Origin of the sequence: Kocuria sp. SL71 (assembly GCF_026672465.1) — a bacterium.
Taxonomy (GTDB): domain Bacteria; phylum Actinomycetota; class Actinomycetes; order Actinomycetales; family Micrococcaceae; genus Kocuria; species Kocuria palustris.
Genome location: NZ_JAPPRE010000001.1, coordinates 755331 through 780795, shown reverse-complemented (window position 1 = coordinate 780795; position 25465 = coordinate 755331). Strand labels below are relative to the sequence as shown.

Genomic DNA, 25465 nt, shown 5'->3' with positions numbered 1-25465 from the left:
CCCGGGCCCGTTCATGCCGGGTTCACCGGGGATCTGTAGCGTCGCCGCCGTCGAGTCTACAAGCCGGGGATGACGCTCGCCCCACGGACCCGGCCCCACCGCCGCGCCGCCCAGGAGATCCGTGAACGCCTCGCCCGCCCAGCCTCCCGCCGCCTCCCCCGCACACGATCCGGACGAGCTCGCCCGCAGGCTGGGCACCTCCGACGCTGCCGTCATCGGCGTGGGATCGATGGTCGGCGCGGGCGTCTTCGTGGCCTTCGCCCCGGCCGCCGCGCACGCAGGCTCGCTGCTGCCGGTCGCGCTGCTGCTGGCGGCCGTCGTGGCCTGGTGCAATGCGACCTCCACGGCTCAGCTGGCCATGGTCCACCCGAGCTCCGGGGGCACCTACGTCTATGCGAACCGCCAGCTGGGGCAGTGGGCGGGCTTCACCGCCGGCTGGGGCTTCGTGACCGGCAAGACCGCCTCGGCCGCCGGCATGTCGATGGCCTTCGGCCTCTACGCCGCCTCTCTGCTCGGGATCGACGACGCCGATGCCGCAGCCCGAGCCCTGGCGGTGGCCGCGATCGTGGTGCTGACCGGTGTCAATCTGGGCGGGATCACCCGCACCGCCGGGCTCACGCGGATCCTGGTCTCCGTGGTCCTGCTGATCCTGGCCGTCGTGGCGGGTCTGGCCGCAGCCGCCCTGAGCGCGAGCACGATGTTCGGCGCGGGTCCTTCGGTGCAGGAAGGCGGGGGCGGTGCCCTGGGCGTGCTGCCCGCTGCGGGTCTGCTGTTCTTCGCCTTCGCCGGCTACGCCCGTGTGGCCACCATGGGCGAGGAGGTCCGGGACCCGCAGCGCACCATCCCGCGGGCGATCCTGGGGGCGCTGGCCTTCGTGCTCGTGGTCTACCTGGTGCTCGCTGTCCTGCTGCTCGGGCTGCTGGGGGCAGGAGGGCTGGCGGCGTCGTCGGCCCCGTTCCTCTCGGCCTCCCAGGAGATCTCCGTCCGGCTGGGACTCGGCGACGGCGCGGCGACGGCCCTGTCCGCGGCGGTGACGGTCGCGGCGGCGGCCGGGGCGCTGGGCGCCCTGCTGGCCCTGGTCGCCGGGATCTCGCGCACGACCCTGGCGATGACGCGAGAGCGCGACCTGCCGGGGTACCTGTCCCGCATCTCGGGACGGCAGGTGCCGTGGGCCTCGGAGCTGACCACCGCCGTGGTCGTGATCGCGCTGATCGTCCTCACCGACCTGCACACCGTGATCGGCTTCTCGTCCTTCGGCGTGCTCGTCTACTACGCGCTGGCCAACCTCTCGGCGCTGACCCTGCACGAGCGCCCGCGCTGGGCGCCCAGGGGCCTGAACATCGTGGGCCTGATCGGCTGTCTTCTGCTGGCCTTCACGCTGCCGTGGCAGTCCGTGGCCGTGATGATCGGGATCTTCGCCGTGGGATTCGCGGGGCGGGCGATCGTGCTCAATCGGCGGAGCTGACCGGCGCGCCGACCGACGGGCGCAGGTCCTCAGTCGGGGGCATCCAGGAGGCCGGATCGGCCGGAACCTGCTCGCCGGAGCGGATGTCCTTGACCTCGTGGGTCACCGCGCCCGACTCGTCGCGGGTCGAGAACCAGACGAACGGGATCCCGCGGCGATCGGCGTGGCGGATCTGCTTGCCGAACTTGGCGGCCGAGGCCGAGACCTCGCAGGGGATGCCGCGGGAACGCAGCTGCTGGGCGACGTCCTGCGCCTCGGACCAGGAGTCCTCATCCACCAGGGAGATCAGCACAGCGGTGGGCACCGAGCGCGAGGCCTCGGCCAGGCCCTGCGAGAGGATGCGCGAGACCAGGCGGGTCACACCCACCGAGAGCCCCACGCCCGGGAAGGTGCGCTTGCCGGAGGAGGCCAGCGACTCGTAGCGACCGCCGGAGCACACCGAGCCGAGCTTCTCGTGGCCGACCAGCACGGTCTCGTAGACGGTGCCGGTGTAGTAGTCCAGGCCGCGGGCGATCGACAGGTCAGCCACGAGCTTGCCGGGAGCGCGGCGCACGGCCTCGGCGACGACCTCCTCGAGCTCGGCCAGGCCCTCGTCGAGCAGCTCGTCCTGGACGCCGAGGGCGCGGACCTGCTCCACGAAGGAGGCGTCCTCGGTGCGGATGCCCGCCAGCTTCAGCGCGGCATCGGCCTGCTCCTGCGTGGCGCCCACGTTCTCGATGAGGTTCGCCGCCACGGCGTGGGCGCCGATCTTCTCGAGCTTGTCGATCTCGCGCAGGACGGCAGGGGCGTCGTGGAGGCCGATGCCGCGGTAGAAGCCCTCGGCGAGCTTGCGGTTGTTGACCCGCAGCACGAACTCCGGGATGGGCAGCTTGGACAGGGCGTCGATGATCACCAGGGCCATCTCGACGTCGTAGCGGAACGGCAGTGCGCCGTCGCCGACGACGTCGATGTCCGCCTGCGTGAACTCGCGGGCGCGGCCCTCCTGAGGGCGCTCGCCGCGCCAGACCTTCTGGATCTGGTAACGGCGGAACGGGAAGTTCAGGTGCCCGGCGTTGTCCACGACGTAGCGGGCGAACGGCACGGTGAGGTCGAAGTGCAGCGCGAGCTGGCCCTCCTTGGGACCGCCGTCCTCGTCCTCCTGCAGACGGGAGACGCCGTAGACCTCCTTGTCGATCTCACCCTTGCGCAGCAGCTGATCCACGGTCTCCACGGCGCGGGTCTCGATCGAGGAGAATCCGTGCAGCTCGAAGGTCTCCCGCAGCGTGTCGAGCACGTGCAGCTCCACGAGCCGCTCCTGCGGGAGCCACTCGGGGAAGCCGGAGAGGGAGGTCTTGCTGGCCATGGGGCGTCGTCTCCTGAGGATGCTGAAGGGGGTGGGCACACAGTACGGGATCGTCCGAACCATCTTAGGCGCCGTGGGATGCCGGGGCCGAGGAGCGCCGATTCCTGGGGGCCGTCGTCCAGTCTGGCTACGATGGGCCGCGTGCAGCGTCCGCGCGCAGCCAGCGCCGGGCCACGACAGGCTGCCGAGCGCCCCCGGAGCGAGCTCCGGGATCGCGGGTCGGCACGAGCGAAAGAGTTCCAGCGGTGACTGAGCGTCTCGAATCCGACGACAACTTCCTCCCGGCGACCGAAGCGGCCGCCGATCCCGACTCCGCGTCTGCCGAGGCCGCGGCTGATGCCGACGCCGCCCAGGCGGAATCGCCCGCGGGCGAGACCACGGAGGCGCAGCTGGCCGAGGAGGAGCAGACCCGCATGGCCCAGGCCCAGGCCGACGGCGAGGACGTGGCCGGCGAGATCGCCGATGCCGTCGCCGTCGAGGAGGCCACGGCCGCAGAGGAGAAAGAAGCCGCGGATCGGGCTGTGATCGAGAAGGCCGGTGCCGCCGAGGACGGCGAGCCATCGGCCTCCACCGTCCCTGCCGCCGAGGCCGAGTCCCCGGCCGAGGAGACCGCAGCGTCGGCCGAGCCGCAGCCCACCGAGGCGGAGAAGGCTCCCGAGCAGGCCGCCGCTCAGGAGGCCGCCGCGCGCCCGTCGGCCCCGTCGCCTGCTGCGCCCACGCCCGCTTCCGCCGCGCAGGCCCCGGCGGCCCCGAGCGCACCGGCCCCGTCTACGCCCGCGCCGTCCGCGGACGTGACCCCCGAGCAGCTCGAGGAGGCCCGCGCCTTCGCCGAGGTCGACGACGACGGCAGCGTGCACCTGCTGATCGACGGCGAGAAGGTCCTGGCCGGACAGGTCCCGGACGTGCCGAAGGACGAGGCGCTGGCGTACTTCGCCAAGAAGTTCCTGGAGGCGCGCACCCAGGTCGAGCTGCTCGAGCAGCGCGTGGCCGCCGGCGCTCCCGCCGGGGACCTGACCCGCAGCCTGGATCGCGTGAAGTCCCAGCTGGGCGAGCGCAAGCTCGTCGGCGACGTCCGCGCTCTGGAGGCCCGCCTGGAGGTGCTGCGCCCGCGCATCAAGGAGCTGGAGGCCGAGCACCGCAAGGCCGCCGATGCCGCCCGCGCCGAGAACCTGGCCCACCGCGAGGCCATCGTGGCGGAGGCCGAGCAGATCTCCGCGCAGGAGCCCGAGAAGACGCAGTGGAAGCAGTCCACCGCTCGCATGAACGAGCTCTTCGAGGCCTGGCAGGCCCATCAGAAGTCGGGCAACCGCCTCTCCCGCAAGGACGAGGAGTCCCTGTGGAAGCGCTTCCGCGGCGCTCGCACCACGTTCGACCGCCACCGTCGCGCGTTCTTCTCCAAGCTCGACGAGCGCAACGCCGAGGCCAAGAAGACCAAGCAGAAGCTGATCGCCGAGGCCGAGGCCCTGCAGTCCTCGACCGACTGGGGCCCCACCTCCGGCAAGTATCGCGATCTGATGGACCGCTGGAAGGCCGCCCCGCGCGCTGGGCGCAAGGACGACGACGCCCTGTGGGCCCGCTTCCGCGCAGCCCAGGACGTGTTCTTCAACGCCCGCAAGGAGGCCGACAAGGCCGTGGACCGCGAGTTCGCGGCCAACCTCGAGCTGAAGGAGGCCCTCGTCAAGGAGGCCCGCGAGCTGCTTCCGGTCACGGACGCCAAGGCCGCCAAGAAGAAGCTGTCCTCCATCCAGGCCCGCTGGGAGGAGATCGGCAAGGTCCCGCGCGGCGACTTCAAGCGCATCGAGAACGAGCTCGGCGAGGTCGAGGACGCCGTCCGCGAGGCCGACTCCGGCGGTCGCATCAAGGCCGCTTCGCAGACCGAGGTCCGCTCCAACGCCATGACCGCTCAGGCGGAGGAGAAGCTGGCGGATCTGCAGGCCAAGAAGGAGGCCGCAGCGTCCGCCGGCGACACCGCCAAGGCCAAGAAGCTGGACAAGGAGATCGAGAGCGCGCAGTCGATGCTCGAGATGATCCGCCGCTCCGCCGCCTCGCTGTGAGCTGACCGCCTCTGCCGCGCCGGCTGAGGCGCCCGCCCGATGGCCCCGATCCGTCCCAGCATCGGGGCCATCGGCATGTTCGGAAGGCCCTGCCGTCGAACGCGCCCGCTTCTGCCCTGAAGCCATCCACAGGCGGAAAAGCATCCGCTCGGTGGGCCGCGATCCGGTGTGGACTGTCCGGCATGACGCATCCTCTGCTCGACCCGCGGTACGCCCACGCTGCGACCGCGCTGCCGCCGGCGGCCGCAGGACCGGCCGGCGGCATTCTGTCCCTCCCCGACGATGAGGCACCGCGCTGGGCAGAGCTCTCCGCTCTGGAGCGCTCGGCCCTGCAGCGTGACGACCTGGCGGTCCCGCTGCTGGGCGGGATCTGCAGCCCGCGTCTGCTTCCGGTGACCCGTGCCGACCGTGCCCGGGCGATCCGTGCCGTCGTGCCGGAGGCAGTGCTGGAGCACGCGGTGCTGCACCGCACGACCGCCGCCTGGTTCCTGTCCTGCTGCCCGGCTCCGCAGCGTCTGCACCTGATGGTCCATCGCCAGCGGCGCACGACCACCCGCCCGGTCGATCCTCAGCTGGAGGGTCTCGCTTGGGAGGTCCGACAGCTGGTCCACGAGCCGCAGGACGTGGATCGGCTGCACGGTCTGCAGGTCACCACGCCGCTGCGCACCGCAGCGGATCTGGCCTGCTGGGAGGACCCGACCGCCGTGCCCGCCCTGGAGCAGCTCCTGGAGGCCCCGCATCTGGGTGTGGAGCCGCAGGCGGTCACGGACCTGCTGCGGCAGCGGTCCCGGCTTCCGGATCGACGCAGGGGAATGGTCACGCTGCGCAGTGCCTGCCGGAGGCTCGGACTGGTCGTGCCGCGCTGAGCTGCCGAGGGACAGCAGATGCGCGGCACAGACCCCTCAGGCACGAGCTGCGCAAGCCGCGGCTCAGTGCTCAGGCCTCCGCGGTGGAGAGCCTGCGCTGGCCGGAGGTGCGATAGACGTCGTAGACGCCGTCGATCCGGCGGACCTGGTTCAGCACGTGATTGAGGTAGCGGGCATCGCCCATCTCGAAGGCGAAGCGGGAGATCGCCACGCGCTGCGTGGAGGTGGAGACGTTGGCCGAGAGGATGTTGACGCGGTTCTCCGAGAGCACCCGGGTGACATCGGAGAGCAGCGAGTTGCGGTCCAGCGCCTCGACCTGGATCTCGACCAGGAACACCGAGGCCTGGGTGGGGGCCCAGTGGACCTTGACCAGGCGCTCTGGCTCCTTCTGCGCGGCGATGTTCGAGCAGTCGGCCCGGTGCACCGAGATGCCCTGCCCGCGGGTCACGAAGCCGACGATCTCGTCCGGGGGCACCGGCGTGCAGCAGCGGGCGAGCTTCACGTAGACGTCGCTGGCGCCGTCTACGGCCACGCCGGAGTCGACCACGCGGGAGCGCACCGGCTGGATGGGCGTGGAGGTGTCGTCGATCTCCTCGGCCGAGCCCTCCTCGCCGCCGGCCGATTCCACCAGCAGGTCCACGACCTGCCGCGCCGTGACCGAGTCGGTGCCGATGGCCTCGTAGAGCTCGGCGATGTCCGACTTGTTCAGCGTGTGCGCCGCTGAGACCAGGGCCTCCTGCGTGACCGTGCGCTGCAGCGGCAGGTGGTGCTTGCGCAGCGCACGGGTCAGCGACTCCTGGCCGCGTTCGATGGCCTCCTCGCGGCGCTCCTTGGAGAACCACTGCTTGATCTTGGACCGGGCCCGCGGCGAGGAGACGAACTTCAGCCAGTCCTGCGACGGCCCGGCCGCCTCCGACTTGGAGGTCAGCACCTCGACCCAGTCGCCGTGCTGCAGCTCGGAGGACAGGGCCACGAGCTTTCCGTTGACCCGCGCGCCGATGGTCTTGTCGCCGACCTCCGTGTGCACGGCGTAGGCGAAGTCCACCGGGGTGGAGCCCACGGGCAGCGCCATGACATCGCCCTTGGGTGTGAAGACGAAGACCTCCTTGGTGTCGATCTGGTAGCGCAGCGAGTCCAGGAACTCGGTCGAGTCCCGCGTCTCGTCCTGCCAGGACACCAGGGACTTCAGCCAGCCGATGTCATCGGCGTCCGCCTTGGCCGCGGGGCCGTCGGCGGCGCCGGAGGCCTTGTACTTCCAGTGCGCGGCCACGCCGTACTCGGCGCGCTGGTGCATGTCGTGGGTGCGGATCTGGATCTCGACCGGGCGCCCGTTCGGTCCCAGCACCGTGGTGTGCAGCGACTGGTACATGTTGAACTTGGGCATGGCGATGTAGTCCTTGAACCGCCCCGGCAGGGGCCGCCACCGCGCATGCAGCGCACCGAGGGCCGCATAGCACTCGCGCACCGTGCCCACGAGCACGCGCACGGCCAGCAGGTCCTGGATCTCGTCGAAGTCCTTACCCCGCACGACCATCTTCTGGTAGATGGAGTAGTAGTGCTTGGGGCGCCCCGTGATCGTGGCCTCGATCTCGGCCTTGTCCAGGTCCTCGGCCACCAGGGAGCGGATCTGGGCCAGGTTGCGCTCGCGCTGGGGCTGGCGCTCCCCCACCATCCGCACGATCTCCTCATAGATCTTGGGATACAGCGCCGCGAAGGACAGATCCTCCAGCTCCCACTTGATCGTGTTCAGGCCCAGGCGGTGAGCCAGCGGAGCGAAGATCTCCAGGGTCTCGCGCGCCTTGCGCCCCGAGGACTCCTGGGACACGAAGCGCCACGTGCGGGCGTTGTGCAGCCGGTCGGCGAGCTTGATCAGCAGCACGCGGATGTCCTTGGCCATGGCCACGATCATCTTGCGCACGGTCTCGGCCTGCGCGTTCTCCCCGTACTGCACCTTGTCGAGCTTGGTCACGCCGTCGACGAGCGCCGCGACCTCCTCGCCGAACTCCTCGGTGAGGTCCTCGAGGGTGTAGTCGGTGTCCTCGACCGTGTCGTGCAGCAGCGCGGCGACCAGCACCGGGCCGGTCATGCCGAGCTCGGCCAGGATGGTCGTCACGGCCACCGGATGAGTGATGTACGGGTCGCCGCTCTTGCGCTTCTGCCCCTGGTGGCGCTCATCGGCCACGGAGAACGCGCGCTGCAGGACCGCCAGGTCCTCGTCGGGAGCGTTCTCGCGCACGGTGCGCAGCAGCGGCTCGATCAGCGGGGACGACGAGATCGAGGCCCCCGACAGGTACGACAGCGTGGAGCGGGTGCGCTCCGAGCGCCCCGGGAACACCGCGCGGCCGAAGACCGGGCGCGAGGCGGGCACGACCCAGTGCGTGCCCCCGGCGCTCGAGCCCGTGCGACGCCGCGCCGCACGCTCGGCCTCCTCGGCCTCGAGCTGGCGGGACCGGCGCTCGATGGCCTCGTCCGGGTCATCGGCGGCGGAGTCGGCGGCCGCCTTCGAGGCGGCACTGAGAGTCTCCGAGGCTTCCGGGGCCGCCGCGGCCGAGGCGCTGTCGTGCGAGCGATCTGCGGAGGGCTGCGGCGAGGTCTCCGCCGAGGCGCCCTCCTGGGCGGGCTCGACGGCTTCGGCGGAGGGTTCGGGCGCGCGCGGAGGCCGCCCCCGACCGTCGTCGATGACTCCCCTGCGGCCCTCGGTCATCTCCGCCTCCTGTTCTCGGTCCGGCCAGGTTCAGCGCCCGGCCCTTCCACGCGATCCCCGAAGTGGATCAATCCGGCAATTGTAGGACTACCGGGACATGCTCCAGACCACATCGGGCCGCATCCTCAGGCTGTGGAGCCCCCGGCGCGGGTCGTGGTCGCACCTGCGGTGACGCTGCCCGCGGCCTCGTCGTCGAGCGGCACCTCGGAGTCCTCGCCCGAAGCACCGGAGCGGCCGGCGGAGGCCTCGGCAGCCTCGTCGATCCGGCGCACGGCCGGTTCGCGGGAGCGCAGCGCCGCATACAGCGGCGTGGCCACGAACAGCGTGGCCAGCGTGCCGTAGATGATGCCCACGAACTGCGACAGCGCCAGGTCCTTGAGCGTTCCGGCACCCAGCAGCGCGGCACCGATGAACAGGATGGCGCCCACGGGCAGCAGGCCCACGATCGAGGTGTTGATCGAGCGCACCAGCGTCTGGTTGGCCGCCAGGTTGATCTGCCCCAGGAACCCGCGCTGCCTGCGGGAGGCCGGCGCGGAGCCGTCGAGCAGGCCCTTGGTGTTCTCGCGGACCTTGTCGAAGACGACCACGGTGTCGTACAGCGAGTACGACAGCACGGTCAGGAAGCCGATGACGGCCGAGGGCGTGACCTCGAAGCCCACGAGCGAGTAGGTGCCCACGGTGAGTGCCACCGTGACGAACACGCCTGCCATCGAGGCCACGGACATCTTCCAGGTGCGGAAGTACAGGGCCATCACGACCGCGGTGAGCACCAGGAAGATCACCAGGCCGCGCAGCATCTGCTGCGAGATCCCCGCGCCCCAGGTGGGGCCCACGAAGTTCGAGGTGACGTTCTCGGCCGGGACGTCATAGGCCTCGGCCAGGGCGTCGCGGACCTCCAGGGTCTGCTCGTCGTCGAGCTGCTCGGTCTGGGCGCGCATGGTGCCCGGGGCGATATTGGTGACCTCGCCCTCCTCGGTGGCTCCGGTGTCCTGCAGCGCCTGCTGGCCGACCTGCGGATCGTCGTCGGCCACCGAGGAGATCGTGAACTCGGAGCCGCCGGTGAAGTCGATGCCCAGGTTGAAGCCGCCCTTGACCACGGGGATCAGCAGGCTGATGACCACGAGCACGCCGGCGATGGCCAGCCACAGCCCGCGGCGGGGCACGAAGCCGAAGGAGCGACGACCGCTGTAGAGGTCGTTGCCGAAGTCTGAGAAGCGGGACATCAGGCGTCCTCCTCGTTCGTGCGTCGGTCGGAGGCCGGGCGGGTCGCTTCCGGGTCCTGCGGGGGCGGCGGGTCCGACGGCGATGACTCGCCTGCCGCGCGCCGGGCCCGACGGCGGCGCTCGGCCACGGTGAGACCGCGCTCGTCGTCCGGGGCCCCGCGCTGCGGCGGGAGGGCCTGCCCGCAGCAGCGCTCGAGCCGGTGCTCTGAGCCTCGGTCGCTGCCTTGGCGGGCCCGGGAGAGTCCTCTGTCTCTGCAGCACTGTGCGCCGCGGAGCTCTCGGGGGCGCTGTCGTCGTCGGGCTCCGTCGAGGCCGCGTGCTCCGTGCGGGAGCTGAGCGGCGAGGACGCGCCCACGAGCTCCTGCTCGGCCGGGGCGGTCTGCACGGCGGACTCCTCCGCCACGGCACCGGCGGCCGGGTCCAGGTCGTCCGGGGTGCGGGTGCGACCGGCGCCGCGGTAGAACGGCACGGCGTCGAGGGACTCGGGATCCAGCCCGGAGCCCTTGCGGCCCTGAGCGAAGAAGCGGGTGCGCGAAAGCAGGACCATGACGGGATGGGTGAACAGGAACACGACCACCAGGTCGATCACTGCGGTCAGACCCAGAGTGAACGCGAAGCCGCGCACGTTGCCCACGGCCACGAAGTAGAGCACCACCGAGGCGATCAGGTTCACGGACTTGGAGGCGATCACGGTCTGACGCGCGCGCTTCCAGCCGTGATCGATGGCCGCTGGGATCGTGCGCCCGATGCGGATCTCATCGCGGATGCGCTCGAAGTAGACGATGAAGGAGTCGGCGGCCATGCCGATCGACACGATCAGGCCGGCCACGCCCGCCATCGACAGGCGGTAGTTCATGCCCCAGCCCAGCAGCACGATGGCCAGCCAGGACGCCACGCCCAGCACCACGAGCGAAGCGATGGTCACCAGGCCCAGCAGGCGGTACTGGAACAGGCAGTAGACGGCCACCAGGACCAGGCCGATGAGCCCGGCGATGACGCCCCAGCGCAGCTGATCGGCGCCCGTGGTGGCCGAGATCTGCTGCTCCGAGGAGATCTCGAAGCTCACGGGCAGCGAGCCGTAGCGCAGCTGCTCGGAGAGGAACTGCGCGTCCTCCTCCGTGAAGGAGCCGGTGATCTGCGCCTGGCCGTCGGGGATGACCGCGTCCATGGACGGTGCGGAGATGACCTCGCCGTCCAGCAGGATCGCGAACTGGCTGCGGGGGTCCCCGGGGCTGGTCTGACCGATCGAGTTCAGGCGCTCGGAGAGCTCCTTGAAGGTCTGGGTGCCTTCCTCGTTGAACTGGATGTTCACGGCGTACTGGCCGGTGGTCGTCCCGTTGGCACCCTGGGCCATGCCGTACGACGAGTCCGAGATATCGGTGCCCTCGAGCTCGATCGGGCCGAGGATGTACTTGCCGCCGCCGCTGGGATCGCAGGCGACGATGGCCGCCTCCGGGTCCTGGGCGGCGCGCTGCTCGGGGGTCTGCGGCTGCGTGCAGTCCGTTGCCTCGTACTTGGCCATCAGATCGCCGTCGACCCAGTTGGGGTCCGACGAGTCCGTGGGCTCGCCGTCCGGCTCGACCTGCTCGTCCTCGGGGGTGCGCTCGCCCTCCGGAGTGGCCTCGGCGGGGCCGACCATCAGCACGGGTCGGAAGCTCATCTGCGCCGAGGTCTGGATCAGGTCCCGGGTCTCCTGATCGGGCGTGCCCGGCATGGACACGACGATGTTCTCGCCGCCCTGGGTGGAGACCTCGGCCTCCGAGACGCCGGAGCCGTCAACGCGCTGGCGGATGATCTCCACCGCCTGGTCGAGCTGCTCCTGGGATATCTCCTCGCCCTCCTGCTGACCGGTCAGCTCAGGGGTCAGGATCATCTGCGTGCCGCCCTCGAGGTCCAGCGCCAGGCGCGGCCCCCAGCCGGTGTGGCCCTGACCTGCGCCCCAGCCCAGCACGCCGAGCATGGCGACCAGCAGCACGAACATGCCCACGAGCGAGCCTCGAGCAGTTCTCACCGCCCGGTGCAGCTCGGTGCCGCCGAGCTGACGACGCTGCGCCCGCTGGGCCGTCGTCTCCTGCTCGCTGCGGCGCGGCTTCTTCTTCCGGTCCCCCGGCTCGCGGCCGGGGGTGCTCGCGGACGAGCGATCTTCTGGCGATGTCGACATCGGGGCGCAGATCCTTGCGGGGTTCGAGGGGGCTGTGAAGCGCGGCACACGTGGGCCGGGCGGGCGCGGGTGGACCCGAGGAGGCGGTCTCAGGTGCCGCAACACGCACGAGCGCCCCGGCCGAGGGGGCCGAGGCGCGGGTGCTGGCTGATCAGCGGGAGGAGTCGGCTCCCGGATCGCGGGGATCCGTGGGGTCGCCGGCTGGGGTCTCGTCAGCGGAGGCGTCCCCGGCTGCGGTGGAGCCTGCGGCATCCGTGCCGCCGGCAGCGGGGGTGTCACGCTCGACCACGTTGGTGAGGGTCTGCAGGTGCACGGTGACCTGGGTGCCCGGGGCGATCTCGATGACGGCCTTGACGGCGTCCTCGTCCTTGGAGACCAGGCGGCCGTAGAGGCCGTAGCTCGTCATGACCTCCATGCCGGGCTCCATGGCGCGCTGCTGCGACTTCAGCTTCTCCTGCTGCTTCTTGCGGGTGCGGCTGGAGAACCAGAACATGCCGATGATCAGCAGCAGCATGAAGCCGAAGAGCAGCATGGAGGAGCCGCCGCCTCCAGCGGCTCCGGCGGCGGACAGCGATTCGGTGACGACGGGTGTCATGCAGACTCCTGATCCTGCGATGCGCTTCTGCGCATCGCGTGGTGGTCGGTGCCGCGACCGGGACTCCGCCCCTGGACAAGCACGTGGGGCAGCGCGGCGGCGGCGAGGATTCCCGTCCATGGTAGGGGACGCGGCCGCGCAGGGCCCGGTCAGCGGGCTCCCAGGCGCCGGATCGCAGCCGGTCGCCGTCCGGAGGGCTACTGCTGCGGGGGGTCCTGGTCGCCGAGGGCCTGGCGCACCGCAGTGTCCCGGAAGGCTGCGTGCTCGGGCGGTACCAGTCCCAGGTGCTCCCAAGCCGCGGGCATGGCGATGCGTCCTCGCGGGGTCCGCGCCAGCAGGCCCTCGCGGACCAGGTACGGCTCGGCGACCTCCTCGACGGTCTCCGATTCCTCCCCCACGGCAATCGCCAGGGTGGACAGCCCCACCGGTCCGCCGCCGAAGTGGCGGACCAGCGCCTCGAGCACCGAGCGGTCCAGGCGGTCCAGGCCCCGCGAGTCGACCTCGTACATCTCCAGGGCGGCGGAGCAGGCGCGGGCGTCGATGCTGTCCACCCCGTGGACCAGCGCCCAGTCGCGCACGCGGCGCAGCAGGCGGTTGGCGATGCGCGGAGTGCCGCGGGAGCGGGTGGCGACCTCCTCGAAGCCCTCCGTGGACAGGCGCAGGTCCAGCAGCCCGGCGGAGCGGCGCAGCACGGAGACGAGCTCGTGGTCGCTGTAGAACTCGAGGTGCCCGGTGAAGCCGAAGCGATCGCGCAGCGGTCCCGGCAGCAGCCCGGCGCGCGTGGTGGCACCGACCAGGGTGAACGGAGGCAGGTCCAGCGGGATGGAGGTGGCCCCGGCGCCCTTGCCCACCACGATGTCGACCCGGAAGTCCTCCATGGCCATGTAGAGCATCTCCTCGGCGGGCCGGGACATGCGGTGGATCTCGTCGAGGAACAGGACCTCGCCCTCAGTCAGGGAGGACAGGATCGCGGCCAGGTCGCCGGAGTGCTGGATGGCAGGCCCGGAGGAGATGCGCAGCGGAGCGCCCATCTCCTGGGCGATGATCATGGCCAGCGTGGTCTTGCCCAGACCGGGAGGTCCGGACAGCAGCACGTGATCGGCGCTGCGGCCCCGCAGCCTGGAGGCCTCCAGGACCAGGGAGAGCTGCTGGCGCACACGCGGCTGACCCACGAAGTCCGCCAGGGACTCGGGGCGCAGGGCCGATTCGACGGCGCGCTCGTCCAGCTCCGGCTCCCCGCCCACCAGGCGCTCGGACCCGCTGTGCTGTGCGTCCATGCTCAGCGGCCCTCCCCCCGTGCGAGTCGAGCCCCGGCCGGCGGCAGGAGCCGAGGCCCGGGCGCCGAGCCAGGCGAGCACGGTGCGCAGGATCAGGGCGACGTCACCGGAGTCGGCGAGCTCCTCTCGACCGACCAGGGCGTCGTCGATGGCCGCCGAGGCGTCCTTCTCGTTCCAGCCCAGACCCGTGAGGGCCTCCGTGACCTGGGTGCGCCACAGCGGGATCTGCGCCGCCTGCGGGGCCGAGGCCGGTGCCGGATCGGCGGGAACGAGCTTGTCCGCGAGCTCGAGCACGATGCGCTTGGCGCCCTTGGGCCCGATCCCGGAGACGGTGGTGAACGGCTTGGGGTCGCCCTGGGCGATGGCCGTGCGGACCTCCTGCGTGCCCAGCGCGGCCAGCACTGCCAGTGCGGTGCGCGGACCGATGCCGGAGACGCCCAGCATGGTCTCGAAGATCTCCTTCTCCTCCGCGTCCGCGAAGCCGAACAGCAGCGGGGAGTCGTCCTTGCGCGCCACGAACGCGGTGGCCAGCCGGGCCTCGCGGCCCTCGTGCAGCCCGGAGAGAGTCTGCGGGGTGGCCTGCAGCTCGAGGCCCAGCCCCATGACGTCGACGACGGCCGTGCTCAGCCCCTTGTGCAGCACCTCGCCGCGCACGGACGCGATCATGGGAACACCCTCTCCTCGATGCGGGGAGCCGCCCGCGAATCGGACAGCCATTCGAACATCAGTACGATGCCTCGCTCACCCTACCAAGCCGCGACGACCACACAGCGCAGGCCCTCGCCCGGGACGAGGGCCCGCACCCGAGGACGATGCGGTCCCTCAGCGGCCGCGCCGAGCCTTCTGCTCCGCGGCCTGCCAGGCGCGCTGAGCGGGTGTCAGGGCGGTGCCGCGCTCCTGGGTCGCGCGCTGCAGTCCCGTGCGGGCGCCCTGGTGCGTGGTCGTAGTGCCCGCCTGGGCGTCCAGGCCCGCGCCCACACCGGAGCGCCAGCCGTGGCAGACCGCGATCGCCAGGGCATCGGCGGCGTCGGCCGGACGCGGCAGCTGCTCGAGGCGGAGGATGCGCGCGATCATCTTGGTCACGGCGGCCTTCTCGGCCGAGCCGTCGCCGGTGACCGCGGCCTTGACCTCGGACGGGGTGTGCCAGGCGACGGGGACCCCGCGAGCGGCTGCGGCGGCGATCACCACGCCCGAGGCCTGGGCGGTGCCGACCACGGTGGGGGCGTTGTTCTGCGCGAACACGCGCTCGATCGCCATAGCATCCGGGGCGAAGCGCTCGAGCAGCTGATCGGCCGCCTGGGCGATGCGCAGGATCCGCTGCTCCAGGGGCTCGTCGGCGCCTGTGCCCTGGACCTCGTGGTGGACCCATTCGGCGCGGCGGTCGGCGCGCATGCGCACGATCCCGAACCCGCAGCGGGTCAGCCCGGGATCGACGCCCAGGATGACCTGCTCGGGGGCCTGCGCCCTGGCCGCGGAGCCCATGGCGGGACGTCGGGCGGGTGCCGGAGCCTGGCTCAGTCCTCGTCCTCGAGCTGGGCGGCGACCTCGGGGGTGATCTCCACGTTGGAGTAGACGTTCTGGACGTCGTCGAGCTCCTCGATCGCATCGGCCAGGCGCAGGAACTTGCGCGCGGCGTCGGCGTCGAGCTCGACCTTCATGTTCGGGCGGAACTGGGGGTCGTCGTTGTTGTACTCCAGCTCCGCCTCGTCCAGAGCCGTGCGGATCTGGGGCAGGTCGGTGGCCTCGGAGATGACCTCGAAGACGTCCTGGTCCTCGATGACCTCCTCCGCCCCGGCGTCCAGCACGGCCATCATGACGTCGTCCTCGGTGACGCCGTCGGCCTTGGCGACCTCGGCCACGCCCTTGCGCTCGAACATGAAGGTGACCGAGCCCGGATCGGCCATAGTGCCGCCGTTGCGAGTCACGGCCACGCGGACCTCGGAGGCCGCGCGGTTCTTGTTGTCGGTCAGGCACTCGATGTACAGCGCCGACCCCTGGGGGCCGCGGGCCTCGTAGAAGATCTCCGAGTACTCGATGACCTCGCCGGTCAGGCCGGCGCCGCGCTTGATGGCGCGGTCGATGTTGTCGTTGGGCACCGAGTTCTTCTTGGCCTTGGACACGGCCAGATCCAGCGCCGGGTTGCCCGCGGTGTCGGCGCCGCCCTGGCGCGCGGCGACCTCGATGCCCTTGATGTACTTGGCGAAGGCCTTGGCGCGCTTGGCGTCGATGGCGGCCTTCTTGTGCTTGGTCGTGGCCCACTTGGAGTGACCGGACATGGCTTGCCTCCTGGTTCGTGTCGGTGCCGCAGCGCCGGGCTCCTCCCGGCGGCGGCTGGCAGCGCGTGCGTCGGGGGTGCCGGTCACGGCCGGAGGGGCCATGCGGCGCACCACCGCGGCGCATGACGCTGCGCTGGGAAGTCTGCTGGTCGATTGTAGGCGACGGGTCCCGGGCTCAGCGCGGACGGGAGGCCGCGACCTCCCGCGCCTTCTCCGCCAGCAGATCGTTCAGCGGCTCGAGGGTCTCGTGCGCATAGCGTCGCCGCACCGCCGTGGCGATGAGGTGATCGGCCACCGCCGGGTTCTTGGGCAGCAGGGAGCCGTGCAGATAGGTGCCGATGACCTCGCGGGTCACCGCGCCCTCCGTGCCGTCCTGGCCGTCGTTGCCCGCACCGGAGATCACGCGACCGAACGGCTCCTGGCCCGCGCCCAGGTGGGTCAGCCCGGAGTGGTTCTCGTAGCCGATCACCGTGCCGTGGCGAGGGGACTCGGTGACGATGTTGCCGATCAGCCGCTCCGGGCCGCCGACGGTCTCGAGGTCGAAGATCCCCACACCCGTCAGCGTCTCGCCGCCGATCGTGCGGAAGCGATGGCCGAAGAGCTGGTAGAGCCCGCAGATGGCGAGCATGGGCGCGCCGTCCTGCACCAGCTCGAGCAGCAGCGGCTTGATCCGCTGCAGATCCTCCATGACGCGGAACTGCCCGGAGTCCTGGCCGCCGCCGCCCACGAAGATGTCGCCGTCGCCGGGGAAGGAGTCGCCGGGGTTGTAGTCGGTGACGCGCACGCTGTAGCCGCGGCGCTCGAGACGGCGCTTGAGCGTCAGCGTGTTGCCCCAGTCGCCGTAGATGTTCATGTCGCGCGGATAGAGCTGCACGAGGTGGATCTCGCCCTGCCCGCCGAGCTCGGGCTCGGCTCCTGCGGCGGGGAGGTTGGGAGTCGCAGTGGTCATCGCGGTCCTCTCTCAGATCTCGGGCACGACGGCCACGGCGCGCAGCTCGCGGCGCAGCGTGAGCATGGACGTATAGGTGCAGAAGACGCGCATGGGGCGTCCGTCGGCGGAGGCGATGAACTCCGTGAGCGCTCGGGCGATGTCCGGCTCGACGGCGCCGACCTGCACCTGGTCGTAGTCCAGGCGCAGAGCCATGTCCCAGGCGCGCGTGCCGGTGACCATGTCCACTCCCCCGCCGCGCAGGGACTCGAACTCGACGTCCCACAGCCAGGAGACGTCGCGACCGTCGGCGTATTCGTCGTTGATGGAGATCATGGTCGCGTAGGACTCCGGTGCGGCGGAGGCCAGCGACAGGCGGAAGCCCGCGGGGTTCTTCACGAGCAGCAGCTGCAGCGGGGTGCCGTCGACCATGATCGTCTCGCCGCGTCCGAAGGCCGGGGTCACGCGGGACAGCTCCCCCAGCAGCGACGGCAGCGCGGCGGACAGGCCGCTGCGCTCCTGCGAGACGGTCAGCGCCAGCGCCAGGGCGGCCGCGGCGTTGTAGACGTTGTAGACGCCGTAGAGATGGACCTCCGCCTGCGCCGGCTCCCCGCGCACGGAGAACGTGACGTCGGTGGCCTCGAAGTCCTCGAGCTGCACGATCGCCTCCGGCTTGGCCTCCTGCGACGGCACCGGAGCCTCGGGGCCGTCGGCGCCGCGCATGTCGTCGTCTGACGGGAACATGGGCCGCAGCTTCTCCGACAGCCCGTACCAGTGCACCGCGGTCCCGGGGCGGACGTCATCGGCCAGAGAGGCAATGCGCGGGTCCTCGCGGTTGAGGACCACGGCCTCGGTGGTGGCCGCCGCGATCTGGGAGAGCATGCGGCGGGTGGTGTCGATCTCGCCGAAGCGGTCGAGCTGATCTCGCATGACATTGAGCAGCAGTGCGAACCGGGGCTGGACGAGCTTCACGAAGTGGACCGCGTGGGCCTCGTCGAGCTCCAGCACGGCGATGTCCGCGTCCAGCCTGCCGGTCAGGGAGATCTCCTCCAGCAGGGAGGCCGCCACCCCGCGCACGAAGTTCGAGCCGGTGCGGTTGGTGAACACGCGCAGGCCCTGGGACTCGAGCAGCTGGACGGCCATCTTGGTGGTGGTCGTCTTGCCGTTGGTCCCGGAGATCACCACGACGCCCTGGGGCAGCCGGGCCAGCTGCTCGGCCACGAAGTCCGGGTGCAGCTTCTCCATCACCAGCCCGGGGAACGCCGAGCCTCCTCCGCGCAGCTTGGTGGCGGCGCGCACGCCCTGGCCGAGGAGCCTCACAAGTGGTCTGGACATGGCGGACATCCTAGTTCGTCGCCCTGACGACTCAGCGACGGCAGGGCCGGGGCTCGCCGCCAGGTTCAGTGCTCCCGTGCGAAGACCTTGCCGGGATTGAGGATCCCCTGCGGATCGAACACCGCGCGGATCTGCGCCTGGAGGTCCAGCTGATCCTCTCCGAGCTCATCTCCGAGCCAGCGCCGCTTGAGCAGGCCGATGCCATGCTCCCCCGACAGCGTGCCGCCCAGCTCCAGGGCGATCCGGAAGACCTCTCCGGCGGCCTCCCAGATCCGCTCGGGGACCTCGTCGTCGCCGACCAGGAAGATCGGGTGCAGGTTGCCGTCGCCGGCGTGGGTGGTCGTGGGGATGAGGATCCCGTGACGCAGCTCGATCTCGCGGATCCGCTCGAAGGCCTCGGCCAGCCGGTCGCGCGGCACGGCGATGTCCTCGACCAGGATCGAGCCGCCGCCGGCGAAGCCGCCCTCCTGGGCCATCCGCTGCGCACGCGCCTCCAGCGCCGGGAACGCGCTGCGTCGCAGACCGATGAGCTCATCGGCCTCCGCCTCGTCCTCGGCCGCGCGGACCTCGCCGCCGGCGGCCTCGAAGATCGCCGCGATCCTCCCGGCGACCTCGTCGGCTTCCGGCCCGTCGGTCTGGGCCAGCAGGAACGACGACCCCGCCGAGCCGATGCGCCGACCGCGCCGCTGCTCGACACACTCCACGGTGGGCCCGTCCATCAGCTCGAGCAGCGCAGGGGTGAGACCCTCCGCCGTGACAGCGGAGGCGGCCGCCGAGGCTGCGATGACGCTCGGGAAGCTCGCCGAGACCACGGGGCCCGGGCCGGTCACGACGGGACGCAGGGCCAGCGTGCACTCGACGATCACGCCCAGCGTGCCCTCCGAGCCGATCATCAGCGCGCAGAGGTCGTAGCCGGTCACGCCCTTCACGGTGCGGTGGCCCACCGAGATCAGACGGCCGTCGGCGAGCACGACCGTCAGCGCGAGCACCGCCTCGCGGGTGACGCCGTACTTGGCGCACAGCAGGCCGCCGGCGTTCATGGCGATGTTGCCGCCGACCGTGGAGATGTCCTTGCTCGAGGGGTCCGGGGCCCACCACAGTCCGTGCTCGGCCAGTCGGGCGTTCAGCGCGCCGTTGAGGATCCCCGGCCCGACGACGGCCAGGCGATTCGGCACCGAGATCTCGTGCACCTGATCCAGGTCCTGCGTGGACAGCACGAGCTCGCCGGGACCGGCGCACGCCCCGCCGGCCAGGCCGGTGCCCGCGCCGCGGGTGACCACCGGGATGCCGTGCTCGGAGGCAGTGCGGCACACGAGCTGGACGTCCTCGATGCTTCCGGCGCGGATCAGCGCCAGAGGGGCGCCCGGGCTTCGGTGCCCCGAGCGGTCCTCCCGCAGCGGCTCGAGCTCAGCGGGGTCGGTGCTCAGCCGCGCCCCCAGCTGCGCCTTCAGGTGCTTGAGCGCAGTCGTGGTGCCGTGATTCGCGGACATCGGACGTCTCCTCGGGTCGTGGGCCGCAGCGGGCAGCAGGAGCGGTCCTGTCGCGATGCGGTGTGACACGAGCCTAGGCACACCCGGGCGGCGCATGGGCGAGAGTTGGATGCGTCAGGCGGTCATACCAGCGGCGGCGGGGCCTGAAGACTCAGGTGCCATGACACGCCACGACACCTAGGCTGATCTGCGTGCTCACCGCAGATGCCTCCCTCACCGGAATGCCCCAGAGGATCACCGTGGCCGGCGGCAGCGGGACCGGAAAGACCACGCTCTGCAACCGGATCGCAGAGCTGATGGGATACCCGCGGGTGGAGATCGACAGCCTGCACCACGGTCCCAAGTGGACACGCCGCGAGTCGTTCGTCGCCGACGTAGAGCGGTACACCTCCGGACCCCAGTGGGTCATCGAGCTGCAATACCGCGAGGTCCGGCCCCTGCTCCTGGAGCGCGCCGACACCCTGCTCTGGCTGGACTACCCGACCTCGGTGCAGATGACTCGGCTGATGCGCCGCACCCTGCGCCGACGCCTGCTGCGGCAGGAGCTGTGGAACGGGAACCAGGAGCCCCCGCTGCGTACCTTCTTCACCGATGAGGAGCACATCATGCGGTGGGGCTGGCGAACCAGGAACGAGCTCAAGCCGATCATTCCCACCGTGGAAGACCATTTCCCGTCATTGACCACTGTGCGTCTGGGCCATCCTCGAGAAGCCGGACAGTGGCTCAGAGCCCTGGCCGTGGCGCACCAGACGATGAAGGAGCATCCGGCGAGGCGCGGTTCCTGCATCGACGACCGGTGCATGCAGCATGAAGCGAGTCCGCCCTCGGCTGGGCCTGGACAGAGGATGCGCCCGTGAGGTTTACTGAAGGTAGCTCCCCTCCTGCGGGTGGGTGAGAAGTAGAGGCCAGGATCCCCGCGCTGACGGGACCTGGCCTTCGCGCTGCCTATTGTCTACTGCAGCACGATGCGAATGATCTGGACGGCTCCCTGAAATTGGTCGAGCCATCTCCTGTCGCCCGTCTCGGCATCACCGACCGCGCCCAAGACCTGATCGGGGACCCACAGCATCGGCTCGATCGAGGGCAGCTCGATCTCCACCCTGATGCCCGCAGGGATCGCTCTCTGGCCACGCAGACGAAGAATCAGGTCCATGTCGCGTCTGTTGAGCGACGGAGTCCTCGACTCCAGGTGCACGAGGCTGACATGGCGCTGACCTAGTTCCCAGAGCAGACGCTTGAGGCACTCCGCTCTCGCCCGCTCCTGCTTACGCAGGTTCAGCGCAGTCGCCACGACCACGAGATGCTCGCCTTCGGCAGAGGCCACCACTGCTGTGACTTCAGTCTTCTTCCGTGGGCTCAGCTCATGCCAGTGGAGCTTCGGAGCTCCTTTCGGGAGGACGGTCCGCAGCTGGTGTCTCGTCCCGGAGCAGCGAGCCGGCTCGGAGACGACTGCACCGAGCAGATACATGGGATCAGGCACAGCGTGCTGTCGCATGCTCTCGTCCACCCAGGCGTGAAGCTCGGGATGGTCCGACTCGTGCATTCGGGGCTCCTCTCACTCCCACGACGCCGTGGCGAAAAGGCCCAGCTCGAGGGTGGCTCCAGCAGACACGAGAGGTCAGACGACACAAGGGGAACGGATCTCGGGCCACCGCAGAGCACTGGTTCTGTGGCTCAGCTGCTCCCGACTGTGTCGTCAGCCGAGGCTGCACGGCGCCGGATCATCAGGAACGCAGCCAGCGCGATGGACGCGCACACGGCCATCGTGAACGCCATCGGGCGGGCGTCGGTCTCGCCGGCCATGCCCACGATCGGGGAGACGAGCGCACCCATTCCGAACCGCAGCGCCCCCATCAGCGCCGAGCCGGTGCCGGAGGTCTCGGGCACCGCCTGCATGGTCACCGCCGAGGCATTGCCCAGGATGAAGCCCATGGCGGTCGTGGCGCAGAACAGCAGCGCAAGGGTGGGCACAGCGGGCACCCCGATCAGCACGACGACGACCAGCGCCACCGCGACCGCCGTGAGCGCGATCAGCGCCGTGCCCAGGGTGCGCTGCACGGGCACCCGCCCGGCCAGCCGGATCGAGATCAGGCTGCCGGAGGTCATGCCCAGCGCGTTGAGGCCGAACAGCAGCGAGTACGCCATCGTGGGCAGCCCCAGGATGGACTGGATGACGAACGGCGAGGCCGAGACATAGGCGAACAGCGTGGCGAAGGACATGGCCGAGACGACCACGCCGCCCGCGTAGACCGGCGTGCGCAGCACCGCGTCGATGGTGGATGCCATGCGCCGCAGACCGCCCTCCTGGCGCCGCGCGTCGGGCAGGGACTCCGGGACGACGGTCAGGATGCCGACGACCATGACGGTCACGATCGCGGTGATCACCCAGAAGATGCCTCGCCAGTCAGCGACCTGCAGGATGGCCCCGCCCGCCATGGGCGCGATCACCGGCATCACACCGCCGATGATCATCATGATGTTCATCAGCCGCACGGTCGTGGCCCCGCGCGTGATGTCCGTGATGATCGCCCGGGCGATCACGACGCCGGCGGCACCGCTGAAGCCCTGCACGAACCTGGCGATGACCAGCACCTCGATGCTCGGCGCCAGCGCGCAGACGATGCCGGCCAGCAGGCACACGACCGTGCCGATCAGCAGCGGACCGCGCCGCCCCAGGGCGTCGGACAGCGGGCCGATGACGAGCTGGCCCAGCCCCAGCCCGATCATGAACGTGGTCAGCGTGAGCTGCACGGCCGAGCCCGTGGTGGCCAGCTCCCGCGTCATCTCCGGGAACGACGGCAGGTAGACGTCGGTGGCCAGCGGCGAGACCGCCGACAGCAGCGCCAGCGTCAGGATCAGCGCGACGGCCGAGCGCTGCCCCTGCGCGGGCGGGGCCGGGGTGATCAGTTCTCCTCGGACGACCCGGTGGGCCCCTGAGCAGCCGATTCCGCCGCCGAATCCGGCCCCGGCCAGTGCTCCCGGATGTCGGTCCAGGTCCCGCCCAGCGTGTCCATGATCGCTTTGGTGTGCGCGGTCACGGGCAGGAAGTTGGAGTCCCCGATCCACCGCGGCACCACATGCATGTGCAGGTGGTCCGACAGCGAACCGCCAGCCGCCTGGCCCAGATTCAGCCCCGTGTTGAAGGCGTTCGGGTGGGAGGCCTCGCCCACCGCCACGACGGCGTCGCGGGTCAGGCGCATGAGCTCGGTGAGCTCATCGTCCGACAGATCAGTCAGCTCGGCCACGTGACGGTACGGGCACACCAGCAGGTGGCCCGGGTTGTAGGGGAACAGGTTGAGGATCACGAAGCAGTGCGCGCCGCGGAAGACGATCAGGGATTCGTCGTCCCGGCGCTCGGGTCCCGTGCAGAACGGGCAGCCCGGCACCGTCTCGACCGAGGTGTCCTCGCTGCGCACGTAGGCCAGCCGATGCGGGGTCCACAGGCGCTGGAACGAATCCGGCACACCGGGGATCTCGAAGTCGTCCTGGCGCACCCAGTGGTGCTGGCCCACGCGCGCGTCCTGCTCCCCCGTGCTCATGACTGCGCGCCCTGCGACCCCGGCGCATCGGCGTCCACGCCGGGGGCCTGCCCGACCGTCTCATCGCCTGCGGCGGCTGAGGGGACGGGGTCGTCGTTCACGCGGTTGCTCACGTGCGCGGCGATCCGGGCGACGGCCTCCTCGACCGGCACGCCGTTCTCCTGCGAGCCGTCACGGAAGCGGAAGGAGACGGCACCGGCATCGGAGTCGTCGCCGCCGGCGATCAGCACGAACGGCACCTTGTCCTTGGACGCGGTGCGGATCTTCTTGGGGAACCGGTCCGAGGAGGAGTCGAGCTCGGCGCGCACCCCGGCGGTGCGCAGCTTCGCCACGACATCGCCCAGGTAGTCGTCGAAGGCCTCGGCCACCGGGATGGCACGGACCTGCTCGGGCGCCAGCCAGGCCGGGAAGGCGCCTGCGTAGTGCTCGGTCAGCACGCCGAAGAAGCGCTCGATCGAGCCGAACAGCGCGCGGTGGATCATGACGGGGCGCTGACGGGAGCCGTCGGCGGCCGCGTACTCGAGGTCGAAGCGCTCGGGCATGAAGAAGTCCAGCTGGATCGTGGACATCTGCCAGGTGCGCCCGATGGCGTCGCGAGCCTGGACCGAGATCTTGGGGCCGTAGAACGCAGCGCCCTCCGGGTCCGGCACGAGCTCCAGGCCCGAGGCGGTGGCGACCTCCTCCAGCGTGGCGGTGGCCTCCTCCCAGGCGGCGTCGTCGCCGATCGACTTCTCCGGGTCCCGCGTGGACAGCTCGAGGTAGAAGTCATCGAGGCCGTAGGCCTTCAGCAGGTCCAGCACGAAGTCCAGCGTGGTGGCGATCTCATCGCGCATCTGCTCGCGCGTGCAGTAGATGTGGGCGTCGTCCTGCGTGAAGCCGCGGGCGCGGGTCAGGCCGTGGATCACGCCGGACTTCTCGTTGCGGTACACCGTGCCGAACTCGAACAGCCGCAGCGGCAGGTCGCGGTAGGAGCGGCCGCGCTGGCGGAAGATCAGGTTGTGCATGGGGCAGTTCATGGGCTTCAGGTAGTAGTCCTGGCCCTGCTTGGTGACATTGCCTGCGGCATCGCGCTCCTCGTCCATCTGCATGGGCGGGAACATGCCGTCCTTGTAGAAGCCCAGGTGCCCGGAGATCTCGTACAGCGTGGACTTGGTGATGTGCGGCGTGTTCACGAACGAGTAGCCGTGCTTGACGTGCTGCTCGCGCGAGAGGTTCTCCATCTCCATGCGGATCAGACCGCCCTTGGGGTGGAACACGGCCAGGCCGGAGCCGATCTCGTCCGGGAAGGAGAACAGGTCCAGCTCGGAGCCCAGCTTGCGGTGATCGCGGCGCTCGGCCTCGGCGAGGCGATCCTTGTACGCCTTGAGCTCGTCCTTGGTGGGCCAGGCGGTGCCGTAGATGCGCTGCAGCTGCTTGTTCTTCTCCGAGCCGCGCCAGTAGGCGGCAGCCGAGCGCATCAGGGCGAAGCCGTTGCCGATCAGCTTGGTGTCCGGCAGGTGGGGCCCGCGGCACAGGTCCTTCCAGACGATCTCGCCGGACTTGCGGTCGACGTTGTCGTAGATGGTCAGCTCGCCGGCGGCCACCTCCTGCGAGGCGCCCTCCGTGGCGGCGACCTCCGCGCCGGAGCCGGGGCCCTGGGCCAGCCCGATCAGCTCGAGCTTGTAGGGCTCATCGGCCATCTCCGCGACGGCCTCATCGTGGGTCACGGAGCGCCGGCGGAAGCTCTGCGTGGAGTTCACGATCTTCTGCATGCGCTTCTCCAGCGCCTTGAGATCCTCCGGGGTGAAGGCCTCGTCGACGTCGAAGTCGAAGTAGAACCCGTCCGTGATGTAGGGGCCGATGCCGAGCTTGGCCTCCTGCTTGAGCTCCTGCACCGCCTGGGCCATCACGTGGGCGGTCGAGTGGCGCAGGACCTCCAGGCCCTCCGGGTCCGAGATCAGCACGCGCTCGATCGACTGCCCGTCGGCCAGGGGGGTGGCAAGATCGCGCAGCGTGCCGTCGATCCGGGCGACGACGACCTCCCGCTGGCCCTGGTAGAGATCAGCGGCGGTGGTCCCGGTCGCGACCTGCTGCTGCTGTCCGTCCACGGTGACGGTAATCCCGCCGACGCTGGGATCCTGCGCGGAGGGGTTCGGGGACACGGACTCGCTCATGAGCTGCTGCAGCCTTTCGGTTCGGGGGACGCGGCCGTACAGGGGCCGCGCGACCAG

At 70.7% G+C, this 25465-nt stretch carries 18 protein-coding genes and 2 pseudogenes; 4 read left to right on the top strand and 16 right to left on the bottom strand.

The annotated features are described in order from the left end of the window. Positions 1-121 precede the first annotated feature (121 nt). On the top strand, positions 122-1465 hold the full coding sequence (locus tag OVA15_RS03645; RefSeq protein ID WP_268143142.1) for an APC family permease: 1344 nt from the start codon (positions 122-124) through the stop codon (positions 1463-1465). On the opposite strand, the gene hisS is transcribed toward OVA15_RS03645, so the two are convergent. Then, positions 1449-2807 carry a histidine--tRNA ligase gene (hisS, locus tag OVA15_RS03640; RefSeq protein ID WP_268143140.1) on the bottom strand — a complete coding sequence of 453 codons (1359 nt, stop codon included), beginning with the start codon at positions 2805-2807 and terminating at the stop codon, positions 1449-1451. The two genes, OVA15_RS03645 and hisS, sit on opposite strands and share 17 nt — an antisense overlap. Positions 2808-3052: 245 nt before the next feature. Between hisS and OVA15_RS03635 the strand changes: the two genes are divergently transcribed. After that, entirely contained in the window at positions 3053-4861 is a 1809-nt protein-coding gene (locus tag OVA15_RS03635; RefSeq protein WP_268143138.1) for a DUF349 domain-containing protein, read from the top strand. A gap of 182 nt (positions 4862-5043) precedes the next feature. Next, positions 5044-5727: a hypothetical protein gene (locus OVA15_RS03630; RefSeq protein ID WP_268143135.1), complete on the top strand. Its 684-nt coding sequence runs from the start codon at positions 5044-5046 to the stop codon at positions 5725-5727. A gap of 70 nt (positions 5728-5797) precedes the next feature. Here OVA15_RS03630 and OVA15_RS03625 read toward each other — a convergent pair whose 3' ends face one another. From OVA15_RS03625 to OVA15_RS03575, 11 genes and pseudogenes are all read right to left on the bottom strand, one after another. Continuing rightward, the gene (locus OVA15_RS03625; protein ID WP_268143133.1) at positions 5798-8431 is read right to left on the bottom strand and encodes a RelA/SpoT family protein; all 2634 of its coding nucleotides are present in this window, start codon (positions 8429-8431) and stop codon (positions 5798-5800) included. 125 nt (positions 8432-8556) lie between these two features. After that, positions 8557-9654: a protein translocase subunit SecF gene (secF, locus tag OVA15_RS03620; RefSeq protein WP_024290548.1), complete on the bottom strand. Its 1098-nt coding sequence runs from the start codon at positions 9652-9654 to the stop codon at positions 8557-8559. Between the two features lie 271 nt (positions 9655-9925). Then, positions 9926-11815: pseudogene (gene secD, locus OVA15_RS03615) on the bottom strand (protein translocase subunit SecD); the annotation flags it as partial. A gap of 151 nt (positions 11816-11966) precedes the next feature. After that, on the bottom strand, positions 11967-12410 hold the full coding sequence (locus tag OVA15_RS03610; protein ID WP_006213306.1) for a preprotein translocase subunit YajC: 444 nt from the start codon (positions 12408-12410) through the stop codon (positions 11967-11969). Positions 12411-12607: 197 nt separating this feature from the next. After that, positions 12608-13687, bottom strand: coding sequence for a Holliday junction branch migration DNA helicase RuvB (ruvB, locus tag OVA15_RS03605; protein WP_006213307.1), 1080 nt, complete (start codon positions 13685-13687; stop codon positions 12608-12610). A gap of 90 nt (positions 13688-13777) precedes the next feature. Continuing rightward, a pseudogene (gene ruvA, locus OVA15_RS03600) lies at positions 13778-14353 on the bottom strand (Holliday junction branch migration protein RuvA); the annotation flags it as partial. Positions 14354-14509: 156 nt separating this feature from the next. Continuing rightward, on the bottom strand, positions 14510-15169 hold the full coding sequence (gene ruvC, locus OVA15_RS03595; protein WP_024290552.1) for a crossover junction endodeoxyribonuclease RuvC: 660 nt from the start codon (positions 15167-15169) through the stop codon (positions 14510-14512). Positions 15170-15201: 32 nt separating this feature from the next. Beyond that, positions 15202-15963: a YebC/PmpR family DNA-binding transcriptional regulator gene (locus tag OVA15_RS03590; RefSeq protein ID WP_006213310.1), complete on the bottom strand. Its 762-nt coding sequence runs from the start codon at positions 15961-15963 to the stop codon at positions 15202-15204. Between the two features lie 175 nt (positions 15964-16138). Then, positions 16139-16912: a type 1 glutamine amidotransferase gene (locus tag OVA15_RS03585; RefSeq protein ID WP_259869560.1), complete on the bottom strand. Its 774-nt coding sequence runs from the start codon at positions 16910-16912 to the stop codon at positions 16139-16141. A gap of 12 nt (positions 16913-16924) precedes the next feature. Next, positions 16925-18235, bottom strand: a complete 1311-nt coding sequence (locus OVA15_RS03580; protein WP_040560230.1) for a Mur ligase family protein — start codon at positions 18233-18235, stop codon at positions 16925-16927. 56 nt (positions 18236-18291) lie between these two features. Continuing rightward, a complete protein-coding gene (locus tag OVA15_RS03575; RefSeq protein WP_259869564.1) occupies positions 18292-19716 on the bottom strand; it encodes an FAD-binding oxidoreductase in 1425 nt (474 codons plus the stop codon). Positions 19717-19955: 239 nt separating this feature from the next. Between OVA15_RS03575 and OVA15_RS03570 the strand changes: the two genes are divergently transcribed. Then, positions 19956-20573, top strand: coding sequence for an AAA family ATPase (locus tag OVA15_RS03570; RefSeq protein ID WP_200904767.1), 618 nt, complete (start codon positions 19956-19958; stop codon positions 20571-20573). 95 nt (positions 20574-20668) lie between these two features. Here OVA15_RS03570 and OVA15_RS03565 read toward each other — a convergent pair whose 3' ends face one another. The 4 genes from OVA15_RS03565 to thrS form a co-directional block, all read right to left on the bottom strand. Next, positions 20669-21259: a hypothetical protein gene (locus OVA15_RS03565; RefSeq protein WP_053447300.1), complete on the bottom strand. Its 591-nt coding sequence runs from the start codon at positions 21257-21259 to the stop codon at positions 20669-20671. Positions 21260-21390: 131 nt separating this feature from the next. Further along, positions 21391-22575: a multidrug effflux MFS transporter gene (locus OVA15_RS03560; protein ID WP_268145594.1), complete on the bottom strand. Its 1185-nt coding sequence runs from the start codon at positions 22573-22575 to the stop codon at positions 21391-21393. Between the two features lie 44 nt (positions 22576-22619). Continuing rightward, positions 22620-23255, bottom strand: coding sequence for an HIT family protein (locus OVA15_RS03555; protein ID WP_268143125.1), 636 nt, complete (start codon positions 23253-23255; stop codon positions 22620-22622). Continuing rightward, positions 23252-25408, bottom strand: coding sequence for a threonine--tRNA ligase (thrS, locus tag OVA15_RS03550; protein WP_268143122.1), 2157 nt, complete (start codon positions 25406-25408; stop codon positions 23252-23254). Before thrS ends, OVA15_RS03555 begins: the two co-directional genes overlap by 4 nt. Between the last annotated feature and the right edge of the window lie 57 nt (positions 25409-25465).

What these genes read in the sequence shown, in the direction of transcription:
- hisS (WP_268143140.1), bottom strand. Translation starts at nt 2,807, where the DNA reads ATGGCCAGCAAGACCTCCCTCTCCGGCTTCCCCGAGTGGCTCCCGCAG.
- OVA15_RS03630 (WP_268143135.1), top strand. Translation starts at nt 5,044, where the DNA reads ATGACGCATCCTCTGCTCGACCCGCGGTACGCCCACGCTGCGACCGCG.
- OVA15_RS03625 (WP_268143133.1), bottom strand. Translation starts at nt 8,431, where the DNA reads ATGACCGAGGGCCGCAGGGGAGTCATCGACGACGGTCGGGGGCGGCCT.
- secF (WP_024290548.1), bottom strand. Translation starts at nt 9,654, where the DNA reads ATGTCCCGCTTCTCAGACTTCGGCAACGACCTCTACAGCGGTCGTCGC.
- OVA15_RS03610 (WP_006213306.1), bottom strand. Translation starts at nt 12,410, where the DNA reads ATGACACCCGTCGTCACCGAATCGCTGTCCGCCGCCGGAGCCGCTGGA.
- ruvB (WP_006213307.1), bottom strand. Translation starts at nt 13,687, where the DNA reads ATGGACGCACAGCACAGCGGGTCCGAGCGCCTGGTGGGCGGGGAGCCG.
- ruvC (WP_024290552.1), bottom strand. Translation starts at nt 15,169, where the DNA reads ATGGGCTCCGCGGCCAGGGCGCAGGCCCCCGAGCAGGTCATCCTGGGC.
- OVA15_RS03590 (WP_006213310.1), bottom strand. Translation starts at nt 15,963, where the DNA reads ATGTCCGGTCACTCCAAGTGGGCCACGACCAAGCACAAGAAGGCCGCC.
- OVA15_RS03585 (WP_259869560.1), bottom strand. Translation starts at nt 16,912, where the DNA reads ATGACCACTGCGACTCCCAACCTCCCCGCCGCAGGAGCCGAGCCCGAG.
- OVA15_RS03580 (WP_040560230.1), bottom strand. Translation starts at nt 18,235, where the DNA reads ATGTCCGCCATGTCCAGACCACTTGTGAGGCTCCTCGGCCAGGGCGTG.
- OVA15_RS03575 (WP_259869564.1), bottom strand. Translation starts at nt 19,716, where the DNA reads ATGTCCGCGAATCACGGCACCACGACTGCGCTCAAGCACCTGAAGGCG.
- OVA15_RS03565 (WP_053447300.1), bottom strand. Translation starts at nt 21,259, where the DNA reads ATGCACGAGTCGGACCATCCCGAGCTTCACGCCTGGGTGGACGAGAGC.
- OVA15_RS03555 (WP_268143125.1), bottom strand. Translation starts at nt 23,255, where the DNA reads ATGAGCACGGGGGAGCAGGACGCGCGCGTGGGCCAGCACCACTGGGTG.
- thrS (WP_268143122.1), bottom strand. Translation starts at nt 25,408, where the DNA reads ATGAGCGAGTCCGTGTCCCCGAACCCCTCCGCGCAGGATCCCAGCGTC.